The sequence below is a fragment of the Burkholderia sp. AW33-5 genome, from assembly GCF_053427615.1.
Genome location: NZ_JBSAXA010000017.1, coordinates 66,822 through 86,446, shown reverse-complemented (window position 1 = coordinate 86,446; position 19,625 = coordinate 66,822). Strand labels below are relative to the sequence as shown.

Here is a 19,625-nt window from a genome sequence, read left to right as displayed (position 1 = left end):
CGTTCAGCTCTCGACGACGTCGAGGTAATCCTCCGGCCGCGTGCGGTCCTCCGCATGCGCCATGCCCATCGCGCGCACCAGCACGCTGACCACCACCGACACCACGAGGTTCACGACCAGCGACCACACGGCCGCATAGCCGGGGATCGCAAGGCCGAACAGGTGGATCGTGAAGATCGAGCTCGCAAGCTTCAGCGACACCGCCATCCACGTGCCGCACACGATGCCCGCCGCCCAGCCGGCCAGCAGGCCGCGGTGGTCGAGCAGCCGCGTGTACAGGCCGAGCACGATCGCGGGCAGCGTCTGGATGATCCAGATCCCGCCGAGCAGCTGCAGCTGGATCGCATAGGTCAGCGGCAGCCCGAGGATGAACGCCACCGCGCCGACCTTCACGATCAGCGACACGAGCTTCGCGACGTGCGTCTCCTGGTCGTGCGTCATGTTGCGGTTCACGAACTCGCGGTGGATGTTGCGCGTGTACAGGTTCGCGGCCGCGATCGACATGATCGCCGCCGGCACCAGCGCGCCGATGCCGATCGCCGCGAACGCGACGCCGACGAACCACGACGGGAAATACTCGAGGAACAGCGCGGGCACCGCGAAGTTCGGGCCGAACGCCTTGAAGTACGGCGCGTACTGCGGCATGTCCTTCACGCCCGCGGCGAGCGCCATGTAGCCGAGCAGCGCGAGCAGGCCGAGCACGAACGAGTACGCAGGCAGCATCGCCATGTTGCGGCGGATCGAGTTGCCCGACGCCGACGACAGGATCGCCGTGACCGAGTGCGGATACAGGAACAGCGCGAGCGCGGAACCGATCGCGAGTGTCGCGTAAGCGCTGTAGCCGTTCAGGCTGGCCGCGTCGGGCGCCTTCAGCAGCAGCTTCGCCGGCGGCACCGACGCGAAGATATGGCCGAAGCCGCCGAGCTTCGCCGGGATCACGATGACCGCCGCGGCAATCGTGATGTAGATCAGGATGTCCTTCACGATCGCGATCATCGCGGGCGCGCGCAGCCCCGACGTGTACGTGTATGCGGCAAGAATCGCGAACGCGATGATGAGCGGCAGATCGCCGATGAAGCCGGTCGTGTCGAAACCGAGCGCGCCGATCACGACTTCGATGCCGACGAGCTGCAGCGCGATGTACGGCATCGTCGCGAGGATGCCCGTCACCGCGATCGCGAGCGCGAGCATCCGGCTGCCGTAGCGCGCGTTGACGAAGTCGGCGGCCGTCACGTAGCCGTGCCGCTTCGCGATGCTCCACAGCTTCGGAAACACGACGAACGCGAACGGATAGATCAGGATCGTGTACGGCAACGCGAAGAAGCCCATCGCGCCGGCGCCGAACACGAGCGCGGGCACCGCGACGAACGTATAGGCCGTATAGAGGTCGCCGCCGAGCAGGAACCACGTGACGATCGTGCCGAAGCGGCGTCCGCCGAGGCCCCATTCGTCGAGGTGGGCGAGATCGCCGCGCCGCCAGTTCGCGGCCAGGAAGCCGATGATCGTGACGCCGATGAAGAGCAGGACGAAGACGAAGGTTGCGCCGAGGTTCATCGCGCACCTCCTTGCGGGCCGCTCGCCTTCCACGCGTTCTTGGTCTTGAAATACACGAACGCGGTGATCACCGCGCTAATGAACACCCACAGCAACTGGTACCAGTAGAAAAACGGAAAACCCAACCATTGCGGTTCGATCTTGCTGTACGACGGCACCCAGACCATCGCGATCAGCGGCAGCACCAGCAGCCAGAGCCAGCGCTTGGCGGCCCGATTGGCGTCGGCATCGTGAGCCATGACGTCTCCTCATCTTTCCCGGTTATCGATCTTGTCAAGCGGGTACGGCGGCGAGAGGAGGGGCAAAACGGGTAAGCTGCGGCTCCCCTGGCTTCGCGCCAGTATAGGAGCCGCGAGCGAGCGGTCAAGCAGGGGCGAACCCGAGGTGATCCGCCCCCAGTCAGGCTGGTTGCACCGGCATGCGACCGGTGCATGAGCGTCAGATCGCGAACGAGGATTCGCGTGCGCCGATCGTTTCTTTCAAAGCTTTCACCCACTTGCGCGCGGGCAGCTTCAGCGTGTCCTCGATCAGCTTCGCGCGGGCCTCCAGCTGCGCGAACGACACGTCGAGCGCGGGGCCCGAGAACGCGATCGCGATCCGGTTGCCGTCGTGCACTTCCGGCAGCGCGATCACGCGATGGTCGAACGCCGCGTTCAGATGCTTCATGTTGCGCACGAAGCTCGGATGGTCGCCGAACAGGTTGATCGTCGCGATGCCCGCGTCGGCGAGGCAGCCGCGCACCGCGCGGTAGAACGCGACGCTGTCGAGCACCGGACCGCGCGCGGTCGCGTCGTACAGGTCGATCTGCAGCGCGCCCGTCGTGCCGCGGTTGGCCGGATCGTTGACGAAATCCCATGCGTCGGCTTCGTGCACGACGAGGCGTGCGTCATCGGGCGGCAGCGCGAACATCGTGCGCGCCGCGACGATCACGGCCGGGTTCAATTCGACGGCCTCGACCTTCGCGTGCGGCAGGAAGCGGTGCGAGAACTTGGTCAGCGCGCCGGTGCCGAGCCCGAGCTGGACGATCCGCTCGGGCGTTTCGAGGAACAGCAGCCACGCCATCATCTGCTGCGCGTATTCGAGCTCGATGTGCAGCGGCTTCGAGATCCGCATCGCACCCTGCACCCATTCGGTACCGAAGTGCAGGAAGCGCACGCCGCGCTCTTCGGAGAACGTGACGGGCGCGAAGCGCGGCTTGCGCGGCGCCTCGAGGACGGGCACGTCGTCGTGTTCGTCGATCTCCGGACGGCGCTTCACGCGCGCCGGCTGGAGTTTGTCGGAGCCGTTGTAGGCGGCCGGCTTGCGTTGCTTGAACGCGCGCGCCTCGGCGGACGCGCGCTTGATCAGTCGGGTCATGATTGAATCTCGCTGGGTGACGCTGGATGAGCGGACGAGAGGATAGCATTGGTGAGCGATGGCGGCCGTGCCGCCCACCCTGCCCTGCATGACTTCGAAGCCGGTTGGCGCTACGCTGCGCTCGGTGATCGAAGGAGAACACATGAACCCGAACGGCAAAAGGATCTGGTTTCCGGCGAAGCGCTACGGATGGGGATGGGGGTTGCCGGTCGCCTGGCAGGGCTGGGTCGTACTGCTGCTGTTCGCGATCGGGATCATCGCGAGCGCGTGGCTGGTGCCGCCGCACCGGTCGCCGATCGCATACGCTGCATGCATCGCGGTGTTGGTCGCGCTGTTGACCGCCGTTTGCTGGATCAAGGGCGAAAAGCCCAGGTGGAGATGGGGCAAGGACGACTGAGCGCAGCGGCGACGTCCGCGCGCGATCCGGATCGATGTCAGGCGAGAATCGCCCGCCACTGCACCAGCTTCTGCTCGAACGACAGCATCGCATTCGCCGGACTCGACGACGGCAGCACCAGCGTGTCGTACCCGGCCTGGCCGATCACGTCGGCAAACCGCCCCGCCGTCTTGCCGTTGAAACACACTTTCTTCAGCAACGGCGCATGCGCGCGCAACGACGCAAAGTCGTTCGGCTTCGCATTCCGGATCGCAGAATCGAGACTACCTTGCCGGTGGCACGCGTCGAGGACGTCCCAGATGCCGATGCCGTGCGAAAGCACGCGCTCGAGCCGCGCGTCGTACACGAGCTCGTGCAGCCCCGGCTCGCCGAGCACCGCCCCGAGCAACCGCCAGAACTGGTTGCGCGGATGCGCGTAGTACTGCGCGGCATCGAGCGACGCCTCGCCCGGAAAGCTGCCGAGAATCATCGTGTGCGTATGCGGCCCGACGACCGGCGGAAAGCCCTGCAGCATCACGCCGCTCCGCGCGGCCCGGCGGATCGCGGCCCGTCGCTGTGCGCATCGAGATGGCGCCACAGCGCGGGCAGCATGCATTCGGTGACCATCAACGGCTTGCCGTGCCGCTGGAACACCGAGCGCCGCGCGGCGAACGCATGTGGCGCCCGCGCGCCCTGCAACGCATGGCTCGCGAGCGCATACAGCGGATGACCGGCGATCACGCGCCGGCTGACGAGCGTGGAGCGCTCCACCTGCGGATCGCTGTACAGCAGCTCCGCGAGCGGCCGCGTGCGCAACCGCCGCATCGCCTGCCAGACACCCTTGCTGGCCGCGAGCGGCGCGATGCTGTGCGCGGCGACGTACGGCATGCCGTCGACCGACAGGATCACCTCGCGCACCCACATCGGCGCGCGCGGCGCACTGTCGAGCGCGTCCGGTTCGTCGAACCACGGGCAGTCGACGGCCTCGCGCGTCACGCGCACGCTCACGCTGCCGAGCCGCGCCAGATGCGCGGTCAGCGAACCGCCGCGCGTCAGCCAGTCGCGCTGATCGAGCGTGCAGCCGGGCCGGGGCGTTTCGCGCCAGCCCGCCCGTGCGCCGTCGAATCGCATCCGCGCGTTCACGCGGTGCGCGACAGCAGCAGCGCGTTGGTCCGCTTCACGAAGCTCGCCGGATCGTCGAGCATCCCGCCTTCGGCCAGCAACGCCTGGTCGAACAGCAGGTGGCACCAGTCGCCGAAATTGGCGCTGTCGGCGTTCAGCTGCTTCACGAGCGCGTGCTCCGGGTTGATCTCGAGGATCGGCTGCATCGCCGGCGCGTTCTGGCCGGCCGCCTTCAGCATCCGCTGCAGGTAGCCGCTCATGTCGTTGTCGTCCGCGACGAGGCACGACGGCGAATCGGTCAGGCGGAACGTGACGCGCACTTCCTTCACCTTGTCGCCGAGCGCTTCCTTCATCTTCTCGACGACCGGCTTGATCGCCTCGCCCGCCTGCTCCTGCGCCTTCTTTTCCTCGTCGTTCAGCTCGCCGAGGTCGAGATCGCCGCGGGCCACGCTCGCGAGCGGCTTGCCGTCGAATTCATGCAGGAACGACAGCATCCATTCGTCGACGCGATCGGTCAGCAGCAGCACCTCGACGCCCTTCTTGCGGAACACTTCCAGGTGCGGGCTGTTCTTCGCGGCCTGCCACGTATCGGCGGTCACGTAGTAGATCTTGCTCTGCTCGGGCTTCATGCGCGACACGTAGTCGGCGAGCGACACGTCCTGCGCGTCGGTGTCGCCGTGCGTCGATGCGAAGCGCAGCAGCTTCGCGATCCGCTCGCGGTTCGCGTGATCCTCGCCCAGACCTTCCTTCAGCACCTGGCCGAACGCGCTCCAGAACGTCTTGTACTTCTCCTTGCCGGCATCCTCTTCCGCGTTCGCGAGTTCCTCGAGCATCGACAGCGCGCGCTTGGTCACGCCTTCGCGGATCGCCTTCACGTCGCGGCTTTCCTGCAGGATTTCACGCGACACGTTCAGCGGCAGGTCGGCCGAATCGACGACACCCTTCACGAAGCGCAGGTATTGCGGCAGCAGCTGCTCGGCGTCGTCCATGATGAACACGCGCTTCACGTACAGCTTCAGGCCGCCGCGGTAATCGCGGTTCCAGAGGTCGAACGGCGCGTGCGCCGGCACGAACAGCAGCTGCGTGTATTCGCTGCGGCCCTCGACGCGGTTGTGCGTCCACGTGAGCGGATCCTGGTGGTCGTGCGCGATGTGCTGGTAGAACTGCGTGTACTGCTCGTCGGTGACGTCGCTCTTCGAACGCGTCCAGAGCGCGCTCGCCTGGTTGACGGTCTCGTCCTCGTCCTTCAGGACCATCTCGCCCTTTTCCTGATCCCACTCTTCCTTCTGCATCAGGATCGGCAGCGCGATGTGATCGGAATACTTCTGGATGATCGACTTCAGGCGGTGCGACGACAGCAGTTCGTCCTCGCCTTCGCGCAGATGCAGCGTGATCGTCGTGCCGCGCTGCGCGCGCTCGATCGCGTCGATCGTGAAATCGCCCTCGCCCGCGCTTTCCCAGCGCACGGCTTCGTTCGCCGGCAGGCCGGCGCGGCGCGTCTCGACGGTGATCCTGTCTGCGACGATGAAGCCCGAGTAGAAGCCCACGCCGAACTGGCCGATCAGCGCCGCGTCCTTCTGCTGGTCGCCGGACAGCTTCGTGAAGAATTCCTTGGTGCCCGAACGCGCGATCGTGCCGAGGTTCGCGATCGCCTCGTCGCGGCTCATGCCGATGCCGTTGTCCTCGATCGTGATCGTGCGTGCGGCCTTGTCGAAGCCGATGCGGATGCGCAGATTCGGATCGTTCTCGTACAGCGCGTTGTCCGCGAGCGCTTCGAAACGCAGCTTGTCGGCCGCGTCGGACGCGTTCGACACCAGTTCGCGCAGGAAGATTTCCTTGTTGCTGTAGAGCGAATGAATCATCAGGTGGAGGAGTTGCTTGACCTCTGCCTGAAAGCTCATCGTTTCGTGTGCCATGGATGCTGTTTCCTCTTACATGAATGGTGTAACCCCGGGCACCCGGCGCACGATGCCGGGGCCGACCGGTTGTTGCCGCCATCTGGGGGCGGCCGGCTGGATTTCAAGGGCTCGGCCGTGTGCTTCGGTGCCTTGTCCGGATGCACGTGTGGGTCGAGTCGCGAATTAGCGCTTTTACCGCGCGAATTTCGGACCGATCCAATGTTCGCGCCGCTTTCAATTCGCTGAAATACCGTATCGCTACCCGAATTGAGAACGAAATGATTCCATGCAGCTTTGAGCTTAATGATCAACCCATCAGCCACTTCCAGATTCGCGGCCTTGAACTGCCGGCATTCTCAGGACTTCCCCCTTACGTCAACGCTCGGACGGCTGCCTGCGTTGCAGAACGCGGACCGATTCCGCCCGGAGAATATTACGTTGTCGACCGACGATCAGGGGGCAGGCTCGGATGGCTGCATGATCGTGTCGGCGGAAAATCGGAATGGTTCGCACTATATGCGGCCGATGGCTCGATTGACGACGCCACACTGTGCGACGACGTGCAACGAGGCCAGTTCCGCCTGCATCCGCGCGGCCTTCGCGGAATCAGCCGTGGATGCATCGTGATCGACAGTCAAAGCGACTTCCGGCGTTTGCGGGAGCTCCTGGTCAACAACGGCCTGCATCCCATACCCGGAAGCATGCTGCGCGCATACGGAATGGTGGCAGTGTGGTGAAGCGGCTACTCCGAATCTGCACGGTCATTGCATGGATTTCGTTTGCATCGCTTGCACTGACCTATTGGTGGATTCGTCATCCCGACCTTGTCCCTGCCCCGCCGCCAGCGCTCTCGCTGTGGCTGGACCGCCTGTTCTCCGCGCACGATTGCGAGTCTTCAGCGAATTTCGATATCTACTACGCACTTGTCGTGTCCGCGGTGGTAGTAAGCCTTCTTACGTTCATCTGCTGCCGGATCTTCGGACGGTTCAATCGATCCCGTCTCGAATGACCTCTTGAGCGCCGCGTCCCGCGCGCCGGACCGCCCGCTTCGCAATTGCTGGAACCGGGCGGCGGGATGACGAAGCGCGGCACGCCGCCGTCACGACGCGCGCCGCGCCGCCGCTTCGATATAGCGCGCGAGAAACCCCGGCAGTGCCGGATCGCCGCAGTTCGCGACGTTGAAGCGCGTCCATGTCGACGACGACTGCTGCGGCGAGAACAGGCTTCCCGGCGTCAGCAGGAACCCTTCCTCGTGCGCGGCGGCCGCGAGCGCGTCCGAATCGACGCCCGTGTCGGCCCACAGGAACATCCCCGCCGCCGGCATCGTGAAGAGCCGCAGCCCGGTACGCTCGAGCATCCGCGCGGTCTTGTCGCGCACGCCGTCGAGCCGCGCGCGCAGCCGCTCCACGTGACGCCGGTAATGCCCTTCGGTCAGGATCTTGTACAACACGCGCTCGTTGAGCTCCGGCGTCGTCATCCCGACCAGCATCTTCTGGTCGGTGACCGCCTTCGCGATCTCCGGCGCGCAGGCAACATAGCCGACCCGCAAATTCGCCGCGAGCGTCTTCGAATAGCTGCCCAGGTAGATCACGCGCTTCAGCTGGTCGAGACTCGCGAGTCGCGTGGCCGGATAGCTCGGTGGGCACAGGTCGCCGTACACGTCGTCCTCGACCACGAGGAAGTCGTACGCCTCGGCAAGCTTCAGGATCCGGAACGCCTGTGCGGCGGACAGCGACGTGCCGGTCGGATTCTGCAGCACCGAATTGATCACGAGCATCTTGGGCCGCCACATCTGCACGAGCGTTTCCAGCGCGTCGAGATCGGGGCCGTCGGGCGTATAGGGCATGCCGACCAGTTGCGCGCCCTGCGACGCGAAGCGGCCGAACATCTGGAACCACGCGGGATCGCCGACGATCACCGCATCGCCGGGCCGCACGTAGATCCGCGAGATCAGGTCGATCGCCTGCGTGATGCCCGACACCAGCACGAGCTGCTCGGGTTTCGCGCCGATCTCGACTTCCGCGAGCCGCGTCTGCAATTGCTGGCGCAGCGGCAGGAAGCCCTGCGCGGTGCCGAAACCGAGCATCTGCGCGCCGGACTGGCGCCCGAGCGCGCGCAGCGCGCCGGTGATCAGCTCGCCGTCGAGCCAGCGGCCCGGCAGGTAGCCGAGACCCGGCCCTTTTTCCGGGCTGACGGTATGCAGCATGTTGCGCAGCAGCCAGACGACGTCGATCGTGTTGTGCACGGGCGCGGCCTCGGCCACGCGCACCCCGTTGTCGGCCGGCTGCGGGCCGGTGGCCGTGCGCTCGCGCACGTAGAAGCCCGAGCCGCGTCGCGAGTCGAGATAGCCCTGCGCGACGAGCCGTTCGTACGCTTCCACCACGGTAAAGCGCGACACGCTCTTGTCGAGCGCGAGCTTGCGGATCGACGGCATGCGCATGCCGGGCCGGAACACGCGTTCGTCGATGCGGCGCCGCGCCCACTGGACGAGCTGGTCGACGAGCGTGAGCGTGGCCGTATCGTGCGGCGCGGGAATCTGGGCGAGGGGGACGGTGGACATGAGCGGCGACTCCAACTGTACCGAAGGCTATCGCGCCGATTGTACCGTTACTGTGCCGGTGCCGACGATTACAGTTGACCGGAATGGCGATCGTGCGGCCGCCGTCGCGGCCTTGCCGCACGCGGCGCCGCACCGCCGGGCCCGTATCGCGGCCCGGGCACCGGCCGGTTCCGCAACCGCCCGGCGCATCGCCCGCCTACCATGACACTTTCGCTTCCCGACCGACGTTCATGCCAGCCCGCTCCCTGACCCTCGACCATCTCGTGATCGCCGCGCGCACGCTCGACGAAGGCGTGCGCCATGTCGCCGCGTCGCTCGGCATCGAACCGGCCGGCGGTGGCCGCCATCCGCTGATGCGCACCCATAACGCGCTGTTCGGCGCGTGGGGCGGGCTGTACCTCGAAGTGATCGCGATCGATCCCGATGCGCCCGCCACGGGCGACGACGCCACGCCGCCGCGCGCGCGGCTGTTCGGCCTCGACGATCCGGCGATGCATGCCAGGCTCGCGCAGGGCCCGTTCCTCGCGCACTGGGTCGCACGCGTCGACCGCCCGCGCCAGCTCGCGATGTGGCAACGCCAGTACCCGGCGCGCATCGCGCCGGTCGTCGCGATGCGGCGCGGCGACCTGAGCTGGGGTCTCACGGTGCCCGACGACGGCGCCTTCCCCGCTTGGCAAGGCGCCGGCGACGGCCTCGTGCCATCGCTGATCCAGTGGGACAGCCCGCGCCATCCGGCCGAATCGCTGCCGAACGACGGCGTCGCACTGAAGGCGCTCAAGGGCGTCCACCCGCGTGCGGACGTCATCCGCGAGCAGCTCGACTGGCTCGGCGCGGGCCATCTGCTCGACCTCGACATCGGCGACGCCCCGCCGGCGCTCGTCGCCGAATTCGACACGCCGCAAGGCGCACGCACGCTGCGCTGAACGCCGCTGCCGCCCCTCGATTACACGAAACCCGCAATACGGAGACACCCATTTCATGAATTCGCGCGAAACCCGGGGCATGCTGCTCGGCCTCATCGGCGTGATGATCTTCAGCCTGACGCTGCCGATGACGCGTATCGTCGTCTCCGAACTCAACCCGCTGCTGAACGGGCTCGGCCGCGCGCTCGCCGCGTCGGTGCCGGCCGGCCTGCTGCTGTGGTGGCGCCGCGAACGGCTGCCGACCCGCGCGCAGTTGAAAAGCCTCGCGGTCGTGTCGGCCGGCGTGATCATCGCGTATCCGGTGTTTTCCGCCTGGGCGATGAAAACCGTGCCGGCCTCGCACGGCGCGGTCGTCAACGGGCTGCAGCCGCTGTTCGTCGCACTGTACGCGGCGTGGCTGTCGCACGAACGGCCGTCGAAGGCGTTCTGGGCCAGCGCGCTGGCGGGCAGCGCGCTCGTGATCGCGTTCGCGCTGCGCGACGGCGGCGGCACGGTGCAGGCCGGCGACGCTTTGATGCTCGTCGCGGTCGGCATCGGCGCGCTCGGCTATGCGGAAGGCGCGCGCCTCGCGCGCCAGATCGGCGGCTGGCAGGTGATCTGCTGGGCGCTCGTCGTGTCCGCACCGTTCCTGGTGCTGCCGGTCGGCTGGCTCGCGTGGACGCAGCACGTCGCGCACCCTGCCCCGCTCGCGTTGCGTACGTGGCTCGCATTCGGCTACGTGACCCTTTTTTCGCAATTCATCGGCTTTTTCGCGTGGTACGCCGGGCTCGCCATGGGCGGCATCGCGCGCGTCGGCCAGGTGCAGCTGCTGCAGATATTCTTCACGATCGCCTTTTCCGCGCTGCTGTTCGGCGAGACGGTGACGCCGTCGACGTGGCTGTTCGCGGCCGCCGTGATCGCGACCGTGATGCTCGGCCGGCGCTCGGCGGTGGCCACGGCCCCGCGTCCCGCTCGCGCCGGTTGATGAGGTGCGCCATAATGTTCGTTTTGCCTGAACGGTTTTGCCCACCCGGCCGCGACGGCCCGGTCGCGCTCCCGCACGCCCACCCGGCCGCGTCGACGCGATCAGCCCGATCGACCTTTCTTGACTGACCACGATATCCGAACGAGGAGACTATGAATCCGAGCGACCTGCATCCGCCGCACTGGCAGCTTTCCGAACGCGCCCGCAAGCTGACGAGCTCTGCGATCCGCGAGATCCTGAAGGTCACGGAACGCCCCGAGGTCATCTCGTTCGCAGGCGGCCTGCCCGCTCCCGCGACGTTCCCGGCCGAACGCATGCGCGCCGCGGCCGACCGCGTGCTGCGCGATGCGCCCGCCGCCGCACTCCAGTACAGCGCGACCGAAGGCTACCTGCCGCTGCGCGAATGGATCGCCGAGCGCTACAGCGTGCGCGTGTCGCAGGTGCTGATCACGACCGGCTCGCAGCAGGCGCTCGACCTGCTCGGCAAGGCGCTGATCGATCCGGACAGCCCGATCCTCGTCGAAACCCCGACCTACCTCGGCGCGCTGCAGTCGTTCTCGCTGTACGAGCCGCGCTACGTGCAGGTGCCGACCGACGAACTGGGCCTGCTGCCCGAGGGCCTCACGCCCGACCTGACGCAAGGCGCGCGCCTGCTGTACGCGCAGCCGAACTTCCAGAATCCGACCGGCCGCCGCCTGCCCGTCGAGCGGCGCCGCGCGCTCGCCGCGTTCGCGCAGTCGAGCCCGTTCCCGGTGCTGGAAGACGACCCGTACGGCGCGCTGAACTATCAGGGCGAGCCGCTGCCGACGATGCTGTCGATGGCGCCCGACCATATCGTGCACCTCGGCACGTTCTCGAAGGTGCTCGCGCCGGGCCTGCGGATCGGCTACATCATTGCCCCCGAGGAACTCCACTTCAAGCTCGTGCAGGCCAAGCAGGCCACCGACCTGCACACGCCGACGCTCACGCAGCGCATCGCGCACGAAGTGATCAAGGACGGCTTCCTCGACGAGCACATCCCGACGATCCGCCAGCTGTACGGCGCGCAATGCGAAGCGATGCTCGCGTCGCTCGCGCGCCACATGCCGGAAGGCGTCACGTGGAATCGCCCGGACGGCGGCATGTTCATCTGGGTGAACCTGCCCGCGCAGATCGACAGCATGAAGCTGCTCGAAGCCGCGGTCGCCAACCACGTCGCCTTCGTGCCGGGCGCGCCGTTCTTCGCGAACGACCCGCAGCAGAACACGCTGCGCCTGTCGTTCGTGACGGTGCCGCCGGAGAAGATCGAGGAAGGCGTTGCGCGTCTCGGCAAGCTGCTGCGCGAGCGTCTCTGATCCCCTTTTTCCTGTCACGACTCTCAACGAGGAATCGAACACATGGCTAACGTCTACGACAAACTGAAGTCGCTCGGCATCGAACTCCCGACCGCCGGCGCACCGGCCGCCGCCTACGTGATGAGCGCGCAAAGCGGCAACACGGTCTACCTGTCGGGCCACATCGCGAAGAAGGACGGCAAGGTCTGGGCCGGCAAGCTCGGCGCGGATCTGCAGACGGAAGACGGCAAGGCGGCCGCCCGCTCGATCGCGATCGACCTGCTCGCGACGCTGCACGCGCACACCGGCGACCTGAACAAGGTCACGCGCATCGTGAAGCTGATGAGCCTCGTCAACTCGACGCTCGACTTCACCGAACAGCACGTCGTGACGAACGGTGCGTCGGAACTGATCGCCGAAGTGTTCGGCGACGCAGGCAAGCATGCGCGTTCGGCGTTCGGCGTCGCGCAGATTCCGCTCGGCGCGTGCGTCGAGATCGAACTGATCGCCGAAGTCGCGTAACGGGCGCATCGAGATGACCGGTCGTCTCGTCCGCTTCAAGCAGGTCGACGTCTTCACGTCGGTGCCGTTCAAGGGCAACCCGCTCGCCGTCGTGTTCGACGCCGATTCGCTCGGCGACGACGCCATGCTCGAGATCGCCCGCTGGACGAACCTGTCGGAAACGACGTTCGTCTGCACGCCGACCGATCCGGACGCCGACTACCGCGTACGGATCTTCACGACGGCCGGTGAACTGCCGTTCGCCGGCCACCCGACGCTCGGCACCGCGCATGCGTTCCTGGAAAGCGGCGCGCGGCCGCGCACGCCGGGCCGGCTGATCCAGCAGTGCGGGGTCGGCCGGGTCGCGCTGCGCGAGCAGGCCGGCGGCTGGGCGTTCGCCGCGCCGCCGGCCCGCGTCACGCCGCTCGACCGTTCGGACTACGCGGCGCTGGCTGCCGCGTTGCGCAGCGACGCGATCGACCTGGAAGCCGAGCCGTGCGCGGTGGACAACGGCGCGCCGTGGCTGGTCGTGCGGCTGAAGTCGGCCGACGCGTGCATCGGTCTGTCGCCGGATCCGGCCGCGCTGGCGGCGCTCACGCACCGCTACGGCATGGACGGCCTCGCGGTCTACGCGCCGCACGCCGAAGGCGGCCCCGCGACGTTCGAAATCCGCTGCCTGATGACGGGCGGCAACTTCGGCTTCGGCGAGGACCCGGTCACCGGCAGCGCAAACGCCGCGCTGGCCGGGCTGCTGACGCGGCAGGAACGCCGCCCCGGCCCGTCGTATACGGCCCGCCAGGGTACGGCGATCGGCCGCGACGGCCGCATCTCCGTCAGCTATGACGAAGATGGCACCACGTGGATCGGCGGCCACGTCGTCACGGTCGTCGACGGCACCTTCCGGTCGCCCGTGTAACATTCCGCGATGTGCGCCGGCGCCGGCCCGCCCGGCGCCCCTACGATTCGCCCAACTATCGCAAAAACGTTCCAGCCAGTAATATCGGGCCTAATCCGTTGTTTCGGAGGTCTGTCCATGGTTGCGTGTCCCGCGAACGAACAGACGTCGGGACAACCCGAACCATAGCCAGCCATCCTGACGGATGACGCACGCGAGCAGGACGCCGCCCTCTCAGATGAGCTCCGCCCGGTCAAACCACACGCCGCCGACCCGACCGCTGCGCGCGCCGCGCAAGTCGCGCCGGCGCGCGCTGTTCGCGATCCCGCTGCTCGGGATGCTGGCGCTCGCGCTGCTGTGGGCGGTGATCGTCGCGCGGCTGTCGGTCGAAAAGGACAGCGCATACAAGGAAGCGGCGGCTTCCGCGGCGATCCTGTCGTCCGCGCTCGAACAGCACACGGTCAAGGCCATCCATCAGGTCGACCAGATCACCCGCTTCGTCAAGTTCGAATTCGAGAAATCGCCCGCGCACTTCAACCTCGCGAGCGCGGTCGAAAAAGGCGTCGTGCCGAGCGACACGCTGATCCAGGTTTCGCTCGTCAACGCAAAGGGCGTCCTGTTCGCGAACACGGCCGAACTCCATCCGAAGCCGATCAACCTGGCCGACCGCGAGCACTTCAAGGTCCACCTCGCGCACAACGACGATCGCCTGTACATCAGCAAGCCCGTGCTCGGCCGCGTGTCGAGCCATTGGACGCTGCAGATGACACGACGCCTGAACAATCCGGACGGCAGCTTCGCGGGCATCGTCGTGGTGTCGGAAGACCCGAGCTACTTCACGAACGACTTCTACAACAACGCGGCGATCGGCAAGGAAGGCGTGATCGCCGTGGTGTCCGACACGGGCACCGTCCTCGCGCGGCGAACCGGCTCGCTCAACAACGCGCCCGGTGCGTTCTCCGCGTCGGGCGTCTATCCGATCGCCGAGCGCGTGACGGGCACGATCATCGACCCGATCGACGGCGTGACGCGCATCGTGTCGTACCGCCACCTCGACGGCTATCCGCTCGCGGTGATGGTCGGGCTGTCGCAGTCCGAGGAATTCGCGGACTACTACCACACGCGCAACGTCTATCTGCTGATGACGAGCTTTATCACGCTCGCGATGCTCGCATTCTTCGGCGTCGCGACGGGGTTGATCGGCAAACTGCTCGGCCGCGAGCGCGAGATGACCCAGCTCGCCGAATACGACCTCCTCACCGGCCTCGCGAACCGCTACGCGACGCTGCGCGGGCTGCGCAACGACGTGTCGATGCCGGCCAGCCTGTCGCGGCTCGGCCTGCTGTTCATCGACCTCGACAACTTCAAGACCGTCAACGACACGCTCGGCCACAACGCCGGCGACATCGTGCTGCAGATGACCGCGTCGCGCCTGTCGGATGCCGTCGGCGACGAAGGGTCGCTCGCGCGGATCGGCGGCGACGAGTTCGTTGTCGTGATGAAGGGCGACGACGTCGAACGGCGCGCGGTGCGGCTCGCGGAAGCGATCATCCGGATGTTCGCCGAGCCGTTCGACGTGCGCGGCAGTTCGTTCGTGCTGCACGCGAGCATCGGCATCGCGCTGCACACCGTCGCGAACGAAAGCGAGATCGACCTGCTGAAGAAGGCCGACCTCGCGATGTACAGCGCGAAGGACGCGGGCAAGAACTGCTACCAGTTCTACGCGCCGCACCTGTCGCATCGCGCGGACCACCTGATGCGCTGGGAACAGCAATTGCGCGTCGCGCTCGCCGAGGGGCAGCTGTTCCTCGCCTACCAGCCGAAGATCGACCTGACGCACCGCACGATCACCGGCTTCGAGGCGCTCGCGCGCTGGGATCACCCGGAGCACGGCATCATCTCCGCGAACGAATTCATTTCGATTGCCGAATCGACGGGCCTGATCGTGCCGATCGGCGACTTCGTGATCCGCACCGCGTGCGAACAGATCGCGCGCTGGCGCGACGACGGCCACGACACGCTGACGCTCGCGGTCAACATCTCGCCGGTGCAGTTCTGGCGCGGCGACCTGATCGAGACGATTTCGCAGGCGCTGCAGGACACCGGCATCGAGGCGAACCGGCTCGAAATCGAGATCACCGAGACCGCGATGATGGAATATCCGGAGCTCGTGTCCGAGAAGATCGTCGCGTTGAAGAAGCTCGGCATCCGGATCGCGCTCGACGATTTCGGCACCGGCTATTCGTCGCTGTCGTACCTGCACCGCTTCTCCGTCGATACGCTGAAGGTCGACCGCTCGTTCGTGCAGGCGATCCCGAACGATCGCAGCGTGTGCGTGATGGTGTCGTCGATCGTGCATCTCGCGCGCTCGCTCGGCCTGACGGTGGTCGTCGAAGGCACCGAAACCGAGGAGCAGATCGCATGGCTGTCCGCGCTCGGCGAGATCGAAGCGCAGGGCTTCCTGTTCTCCCGCCCCGTGCCGGCCGACGCGATCCCGGCGCTGATCGCGCGCTTCGGCGTGCGCGGCGACCGGCCGAGTGTCCTCGCGCACCGCGCAACCGGCAGCACCGGCGCCTGAGCCCGCGGCCCGCGCGGCCATGTTGCGCAGCACACCGATTATTTCGGTTTCCGATCCGGTTGTTTAGTTCATTAACTAGCGTTTTCGCGCATGGCAGTGTCACGACGCGCGGCGGACAATCGGGAGGGCCATCGTGTCGGCGGGCCGCCGGCACGTTTCCACGCGCGAGACCAGGCCCAGCGCCAACAGCACCGTCATGACAACCATCGAAGTCGAAGCGGCCGAACGTGTCGAACAGACACAGGCATCCCTATGGGCCTTGTTCAAGGTCGTGGCCGGCATTTCCGCCGTGTCGTGGGGCGGGCTTTCGATGATGGCGCAGCTCGAACGCCACTACGTCGACCGGTTGCAGCGCATCGAGCCGCACGTGTTCGCCGATCTCGTCGCCCTCGCATGGCTCGTGCCAGGCCCCGTCGGTTGCAATGTCGCGGTGCAGGTCGGCCAGACGCTGCATGGCCGCATCGGCGCATGGATCGCCGGCATCGCGAGCGTGCTGCCGTTCTCCGTGCTGATGACGCTGTTCGCGATCTTCTATCGCACGCCGATCGTGCGCTCGCTCGCCGCGCCGATGCTGATCAATCACTTCGGGATGGTGCTTGCCGCGCTGATCGGCGTCACGTGGGTCAAGCAGTTGCGCACGCTCGCGAGCACGCGGCTCGAACGGGCGATCGCCGCGCTCTCGACGATTCTGCTCGCTTTCGCGCATAGTCCGGCCGCTTTCGTCGGGATTCTCTTCGCTGCGTTCGCAGCCGGCTGGCTGACCGGGCCGCCGCAACACGACGCGGTCGACTTCACGCTGTCCAAACGCGACCGCAACCTGCTCGTGCTGCTCGCCGTGCTCGTCGCACTGTTCGCGCTGCCGCTGCCCGGCGACTACCAGGAGACGCTGCTGTGGCCGCGGCTCGCCGGCGCCGGCATGACGCTGTTCGGCGGCGGCTTCTCCGCGCTGCCCGTGCTCAAGACGCTGTTCGTGTCGCCGGCCACCGGCATCTCCGATCACGACTTCACGCTCGCGTTCGCGCTATCGCCGGTGTCGCCCGGCCCGCTGCTGAACGTCGTGCCGTTTCTCGGCTACCTGACCGACGGCTGGACCGGCGCGCTGCTCGCGACCGCCGCGCTGTTCATTCCGTCGGGGTGTCTCGTCGTGTTCGCGCAGAACCATCTGTTCCGGCTCAAGCGCCACTCGCGCTTCGAGCACGGGATGCGCCTGCTGCGCGCGGCGACGACGGGTTTTCTCGTCGTCGCCGTCGTGAGGATCCTGCACCGCGAACCGGCCGATCCCGTCTACTGGCTCACGGGCGCCTTCGCGACGCTGTGCTTCGCGCGCTTCAAGGTGCCCGTGTACGCCGTCTACGGTGCGGTCGCGATCGTATGCGGCGGATGGCTGTTGTGGGCCGCCATCGCGCACTGACGGCAACCCCTCCCACCACCGCCGGACGATTGCCGCTCAGCTCGCCTGCACCGCGACGCGGCGCGCGACCCAGCGTGCACGCAGCGCGTCGTACGCGAGGTTGAAGCAGAACGTGTACGGCAGGAAGAACAGCACGATGCCGAGGTCGAGCAGCAGCGCCTCGACGAGGCTCACGTTCAGCCACCACGCCGCCACCGGCACCACCATCGCGACGAGGCCGAGCTCGAACACGACCGCGTGCGCGATCCGCATCCCGAGCGTGCGCGTGAGGCCGGCGCGGCGCTCGAAACGGTCGAACAGCGTGTTGAACGTCATGTTCCAGGCCATCGCGATCAGCGACACCATCACCGTCAGCACGCCGACGTGCGACACCGGCATGTCGAGCAGCCACGCGCCGATCGGCGCGCACAGCGCGATCGCCACCAGCTCGAACGTCAGCGCGTGAACGAGGCGTTCCGTCACCGTTTTGTTCATCTGTTTCATGGTTCCCTCCAATTCGGTTGTGCAGCAAATGTCGGCCATTTTGATCGGCGTACATGCATGAATCCAGTTTGATATCATCGGTTTTACCGATACAACGATGTGAGATCCACGCATGCGCCACGCCCCCGAAGCCCTGCTCGCCTTCGCCGAAGCCGCGCTGCTCGGCTCGTTCACGGCCGCCGCGCGCAAGCTCGGCAAGCGCCAGTCGACGGTGTCCGAAGCGATCGCGAACCTCGAGATCGATCTCGGCGTGCAGCTGTTCGATCGCTCGACGCGCACACCGACGCTGACCGATGCCGGACGCGCGCTGCTGCCGCAGGTGCAGCGCGCACTGGAAGCCGGCGCGGCGATCGACCGCACCGCCGCGCGGCTCGCGCAGGGGGAGGAAGCACGGCTGACGCTCGTCGTGTCCGATACGTATCAATCGAAGCGTTACGAGGAAACCTTGATGGCGCTCGAGCGGCGCTTTCCGACGCTGGAACTCGAATGCCAGATTGCCGAACACGAGGACGTGCTCGACCTGATCCAGCAGGGCCGCGCACAGCTCGGGCTGATGGCCGCGCGCGCCGTCTACCCGCCCGATATCGGCGCGGCGACGGTGGCGGAGGAATCGGAGATCGGGCTGTTCGTCGGGCGCACGCACGCGCTGGCGGCCTGCGGCGACGCTGACGTGCCGCATTCGGCGCTGCGCGACGCGCGCGAGCTGCGCCTCAACACGTACGTGAAACCGGAGGATCGCGGCGCCGACGACCGGATCGTCATCGGCACGCAGCGCTGGCTCGCGCCGAGCTACCTGATGCTGCTGGAGATGGCGGTGCTGGGGTTCGGCTGGGCCGAGCTGCCGCGCTGGATGGTCGAGCACTTCGCGCGCGATCGCCTCTGCGAGCTGCGCTCGCGCGGCTGGCCGCGCCGCGTGCGGGTCGATGCGGTGTGGTCGCGCAACCGGCCGCTCGGCCCGGCCGGCGCGTGGCTGCTCGATGCGATGCTGGCCGCGTAGCGGCGCGCGGCATCGCGCCGGCGGCAGGCGCCGAACGGCGCCGCAAGGTCAGGGGTTCGCGCTCAGAAACCGCGCGACAGCACGGCCGCGCCGATCGTCACGACGCCGAGCACGAGGTTGACGACGACGAGCAGGCGCACCGTGTTCACCGCGCGCGCGCCGTCCGGCCAGTTCTGCGCCTGCACCGCGCGGCGGATGCGCGGGAACAGCGCGAAGCGGATGTGGCCGAAGATCAGCATCATCACGACACCGAGCCCCGCCATCGCGTGCAGCGTCCACGTCGCGTGCGCGCCGCCGAATGCCGTGAGCAGGAAACCGCCGGACAGCAGGATCACGATCACCGAGCCCGACACCCAGTTGAAGAAACGGCCGAACACGCCCTCGATCAACGGCAGTCGCAACTGCGGCGTCAGGTCGGACAGCGCCGGGCGCAGGCAGAAGTTCGCGAAGACCATCCCGCCCACCCACACGGCGACGGCCAGCAGATGAAGAAACAGCGCGACGGCAACGGCGTGGGACATGGCGGCAATCCTGGTATGAGTTGAATGCAACGAACGGCCGCGTCACGCGCGGTCTCGAGCGACGTTCGACCGGCGCGCCGCCGCGCGGTTCAGACCCCTGGCGGAATTTCACAATATTTTGCAAGTTCCGCGTGACGGCGCCACTCGCGCTTACCTGAATGCGTCGCGCAAAA

At 67.1% G+C, this 19,625-nt stretch carries 19 protein-coding genes; 10 read left to right on the top strand and 9 right to left on the bottom strand.

The annotated features are described in order from the left end of the window. Positions 1–3: 3 nt before the first annotated feature. The 3 genes from mctP to ACV22V_RS23890 form a co-directional block, all read right to left on the bottom strand. Positions 4–1,554 (bottom strand): monocarboxylate uptake permease MctP, encoded by a 1,551-nt coding sequence (gene mctP, locus ACV22V_RS23900; protein ID WP_059527358.1) that lies wholly within the window; start codon positions 1,552–1,554, stop codon positions 4–6. Further along, a complete protein-coding gene (locus tag ACV22V_RS23895; protein WP_011352801.1) occupies positions 1,551–1,793 on the bottom strand; it encodes a DUF3311 domain-containing protein in 243 nt (80 codons plus the stop codon). Before ACV22V_RS23895 ends, mctP begins: the two co-directional genes overlap by 4 nt. Before the next feature lie 199 nt (positions 1,794–1,992). Beyond that, complete coding sequence (locus ACV22V_RS23890; protein ID WP_059689427.1) at positions 1,993–2,910, bottom strand: hypothetical protein; 918 nt, start codon at positions 2,908–2,910, stop codon at positions 1,993–1,995. A 142-nt stretch (positions 2,911–3,052) separates the two neighbouring features. Between ACV22V_RS23890 and ACV22V_RS23885 the strand changes: the two genes are divergently transcribed. Then, on the top strand, positions 3,053–3,307 hold the full coding sequence (locus tag ACV22V_RS23885; RefSeq protein WP_448015721.1) for a hypothetical protein: 255 nt from the start codon (positions 3,053–3,055) through the stop codon (positions 3,305–3,307). 37 nt (positions 3,308–3,344) lie between these two features. Here the strand turns inward: ACV22V_RS23885 and ACV22V_RS23880 are convergent, their stop codons facing one another. From ACV22V_RS23880 to htpG, 3 genes are read right to left on the bottom strand one after another with little or no spacing between them, the layout of a single operon-like run. Continuing rightward, the gene (locus ACV22V_RS23880) at positions 3,345–3,821 is read right to left on the bottom strand and encodes a DNA-deoxyinosine glycosylase (protein ID WP_059527367.1); all 477 of its coding nucleotides are present in this window, start codon (positions 3,819–3,821) and stop codon (positions 3,345–3,347) included. Continuing rightward, on the bottom strand, positions 3,821–4,417 hold the full coding sequence (locus tag ACV22V_RS23875) for a chorismate--pyruvate lyase family protein (protein ID WP_448015720.1): 597 nt from the start codon (positions 4,415–4,417) through the stop codon (positions 3,821–3,823). Before ACV22V_RS23875 ends, ACV22V_RS23880 begins: the two co-directional genes overlap by 1 nt. 8 nt (positions 4,418–4,425) lie before the next feature. Beyond that, positions 4,426–6,324, bottom strand: a complete 1,899-nt coding sequence (gene htpG, locus ACV22V_RS23870; protein ID WP_223962484.1) for a molecular chaperone HtpG — start codon at positions 6,322–6,324, stop codon at positions 4,426–4,428. Between the two features lie 140 nt (positions 6,325–6,464). On the opposite strand from htpG, the gene ACV22V_RS23865 reads away from it, so the two are divergent. Next, entirely contained in the window at positions 6,465–7,043 is a 579-nt protein-coding gene (locus tag ACV22V_RS23865) for a DUF2778 domain-containing protein (protein WP_306453738.1), read from the top strand. A gap of 362 nt (positions 7,044–7,405) precedes the next feature. Here the strand turns inward: ACV22V_RS23865 and ACV22V_RS23860 are convergent, their stop codons facing one another. Beyond that, the gene (locus ACV22V_RS23860) at positions 7,406–8,866 is read right to left on the bottom strand and encodes an aminotransferase-like domain-containing protein (RefSeq protein WP_448015719.1); all 1,461 of its coding nucleotides are present in this window, start codon (positions 8,864–8,866) and stop codon (positions 7,406–7,408) included. 230 nt (positions 8,867–9,096) lie between these two features. Between ACV22V_RS23860 and ACV22V_RS23855 the strand changes: the two genes are divergently transcribed. From ACV22V_RS23855 to ACV22V_RS23825, 7 genes are all read left to right on the top strand, one after another. Then, positions 9,097–9,789: a VOC family protein gene (locus tag ACV22V_RS23855; RefSeq protein ID WP_448015718.1), complete on the top strand. Its 693-nt coding sequence runs from the start codon at positions 9,097–9,099 to the stop codon at positions 9,787–9,789. Positions 9,790–9,844: 55 nt separating this feature from the next. Beyond that, positions 9,845–10,753: a DMT family transporter gene (locus tag ACV22V_RS23850; protein ID WP_006752871.1), complete on the top strand. Its 909-nt coding sequence runs from the start codon at positions 9,845–9,847 to the stop codon at positions 10,751–10,753. 152 nt (positions 10,754–10,905) lie between these two features. Then, on the top strand, positions 10,906–12,087 hold the full coding sequence (locus tag ACV22V_RS23845) for an aminotransferase-like domain-containing protein (RefSeq protein WP_059600352.1): 1,182 nt from the start codon (positions 10,906–10,908) through the stop codon (positions 12,085–12,087). A gap of 42 nt (positions 12,088–12,129) precedes the next feature. Then, a complete protein-coding gene (locus ACV22V_RS23840; RefSeq protein ID WP_006478174.1) occupies positions 12,130–12,588 on the top strand; it encodes a RidA family protein in 459 nt (152 codons plus the stop codon). Between the two features lie 13 nt (positions 12,589–12,601). Next, positions 12,602–13,483, top strand: a complete 882-nt coding sequence (locus tag ACV22V_RS23835; RefSeq protein ID WP_448015717.1) for a PhzF family phenazine biosynthesis protein — start codon at positions 12,602–12,604, stop codon at positions 13,481–13,483. 217 nt (positions 13,484–13,700) lie between these two features. Further along, complete coding sequence (locus tag ACV22V_RS23830; protein ID WP_059527386.1) at positions 13,701–16,040, top strand: bifunctional diguanylate cyclase/phosphodiesterase; 2,340 nt, start codon at positions 13,701–13,703, stop codon at positions 16,038–16,040. Between the two features lie 196 nt (positions 16,041–16,236). After that, positions 16,237–17,451, top strand: a complete 1,215-nt coding sequence (locus tag ACV22V_RS23825) for a chromate transporter (protein WP_059527389.1) — start codon at positions 16,237–16,239, stop codon at positions 17,449–17,451. Positions 17,452–17,487: 36 nt separating this feature from the next. Here ACV22V_RS23825 and ACV22V_RS23820 read toward each other — a convergent pair whose 3' ends face one another. Further along, entirely contained in the window at positions 17,488–17,934 is a 447-nt protein-coding gene (locus tag ACV22V_RS23820) for a multidrug/biocide efflux PACE transporter (RefSeq protein WP_059527391.1), read from the bottom strand. Between the two features lie 112 nt (positions 17,935–18,046). On the opposite strand from ACV22V_RS23820, the gene ACV22V_RS23815 reads away from it, so the two are divergent. Beyond that, positions 18,047–18,931 (top strand): LysR family transcriptional regulator, encoded by an 885-nt coding sequence (locus ACV22V_RS23815; RefSeq protein WP_059527394.1) that lies wholly within the window; start codon positions 18,047–18,049, stop codon positions 18,929–18,931. Positions 18,932–18,993: 62 nt separating this feature from the next. Here ACV22V_RS23815 and ACV22V_RS23810 read toward each other — a convergent pair whose 3' ends face one another. Further along, positions 18,994–19,452 (bottom strand): CopD family protein, encoded by a 459-nt coding sequence (locus ACV22V_RS23810; RefSeq protein ID WP_059448642.1) that lies wholly within the window; start codon positions 19,450–19,452, stop codon positions 18,994–18,996. Between the last annotated feature and the right edge of the window lie 173 nt (positions 19,453–19,625).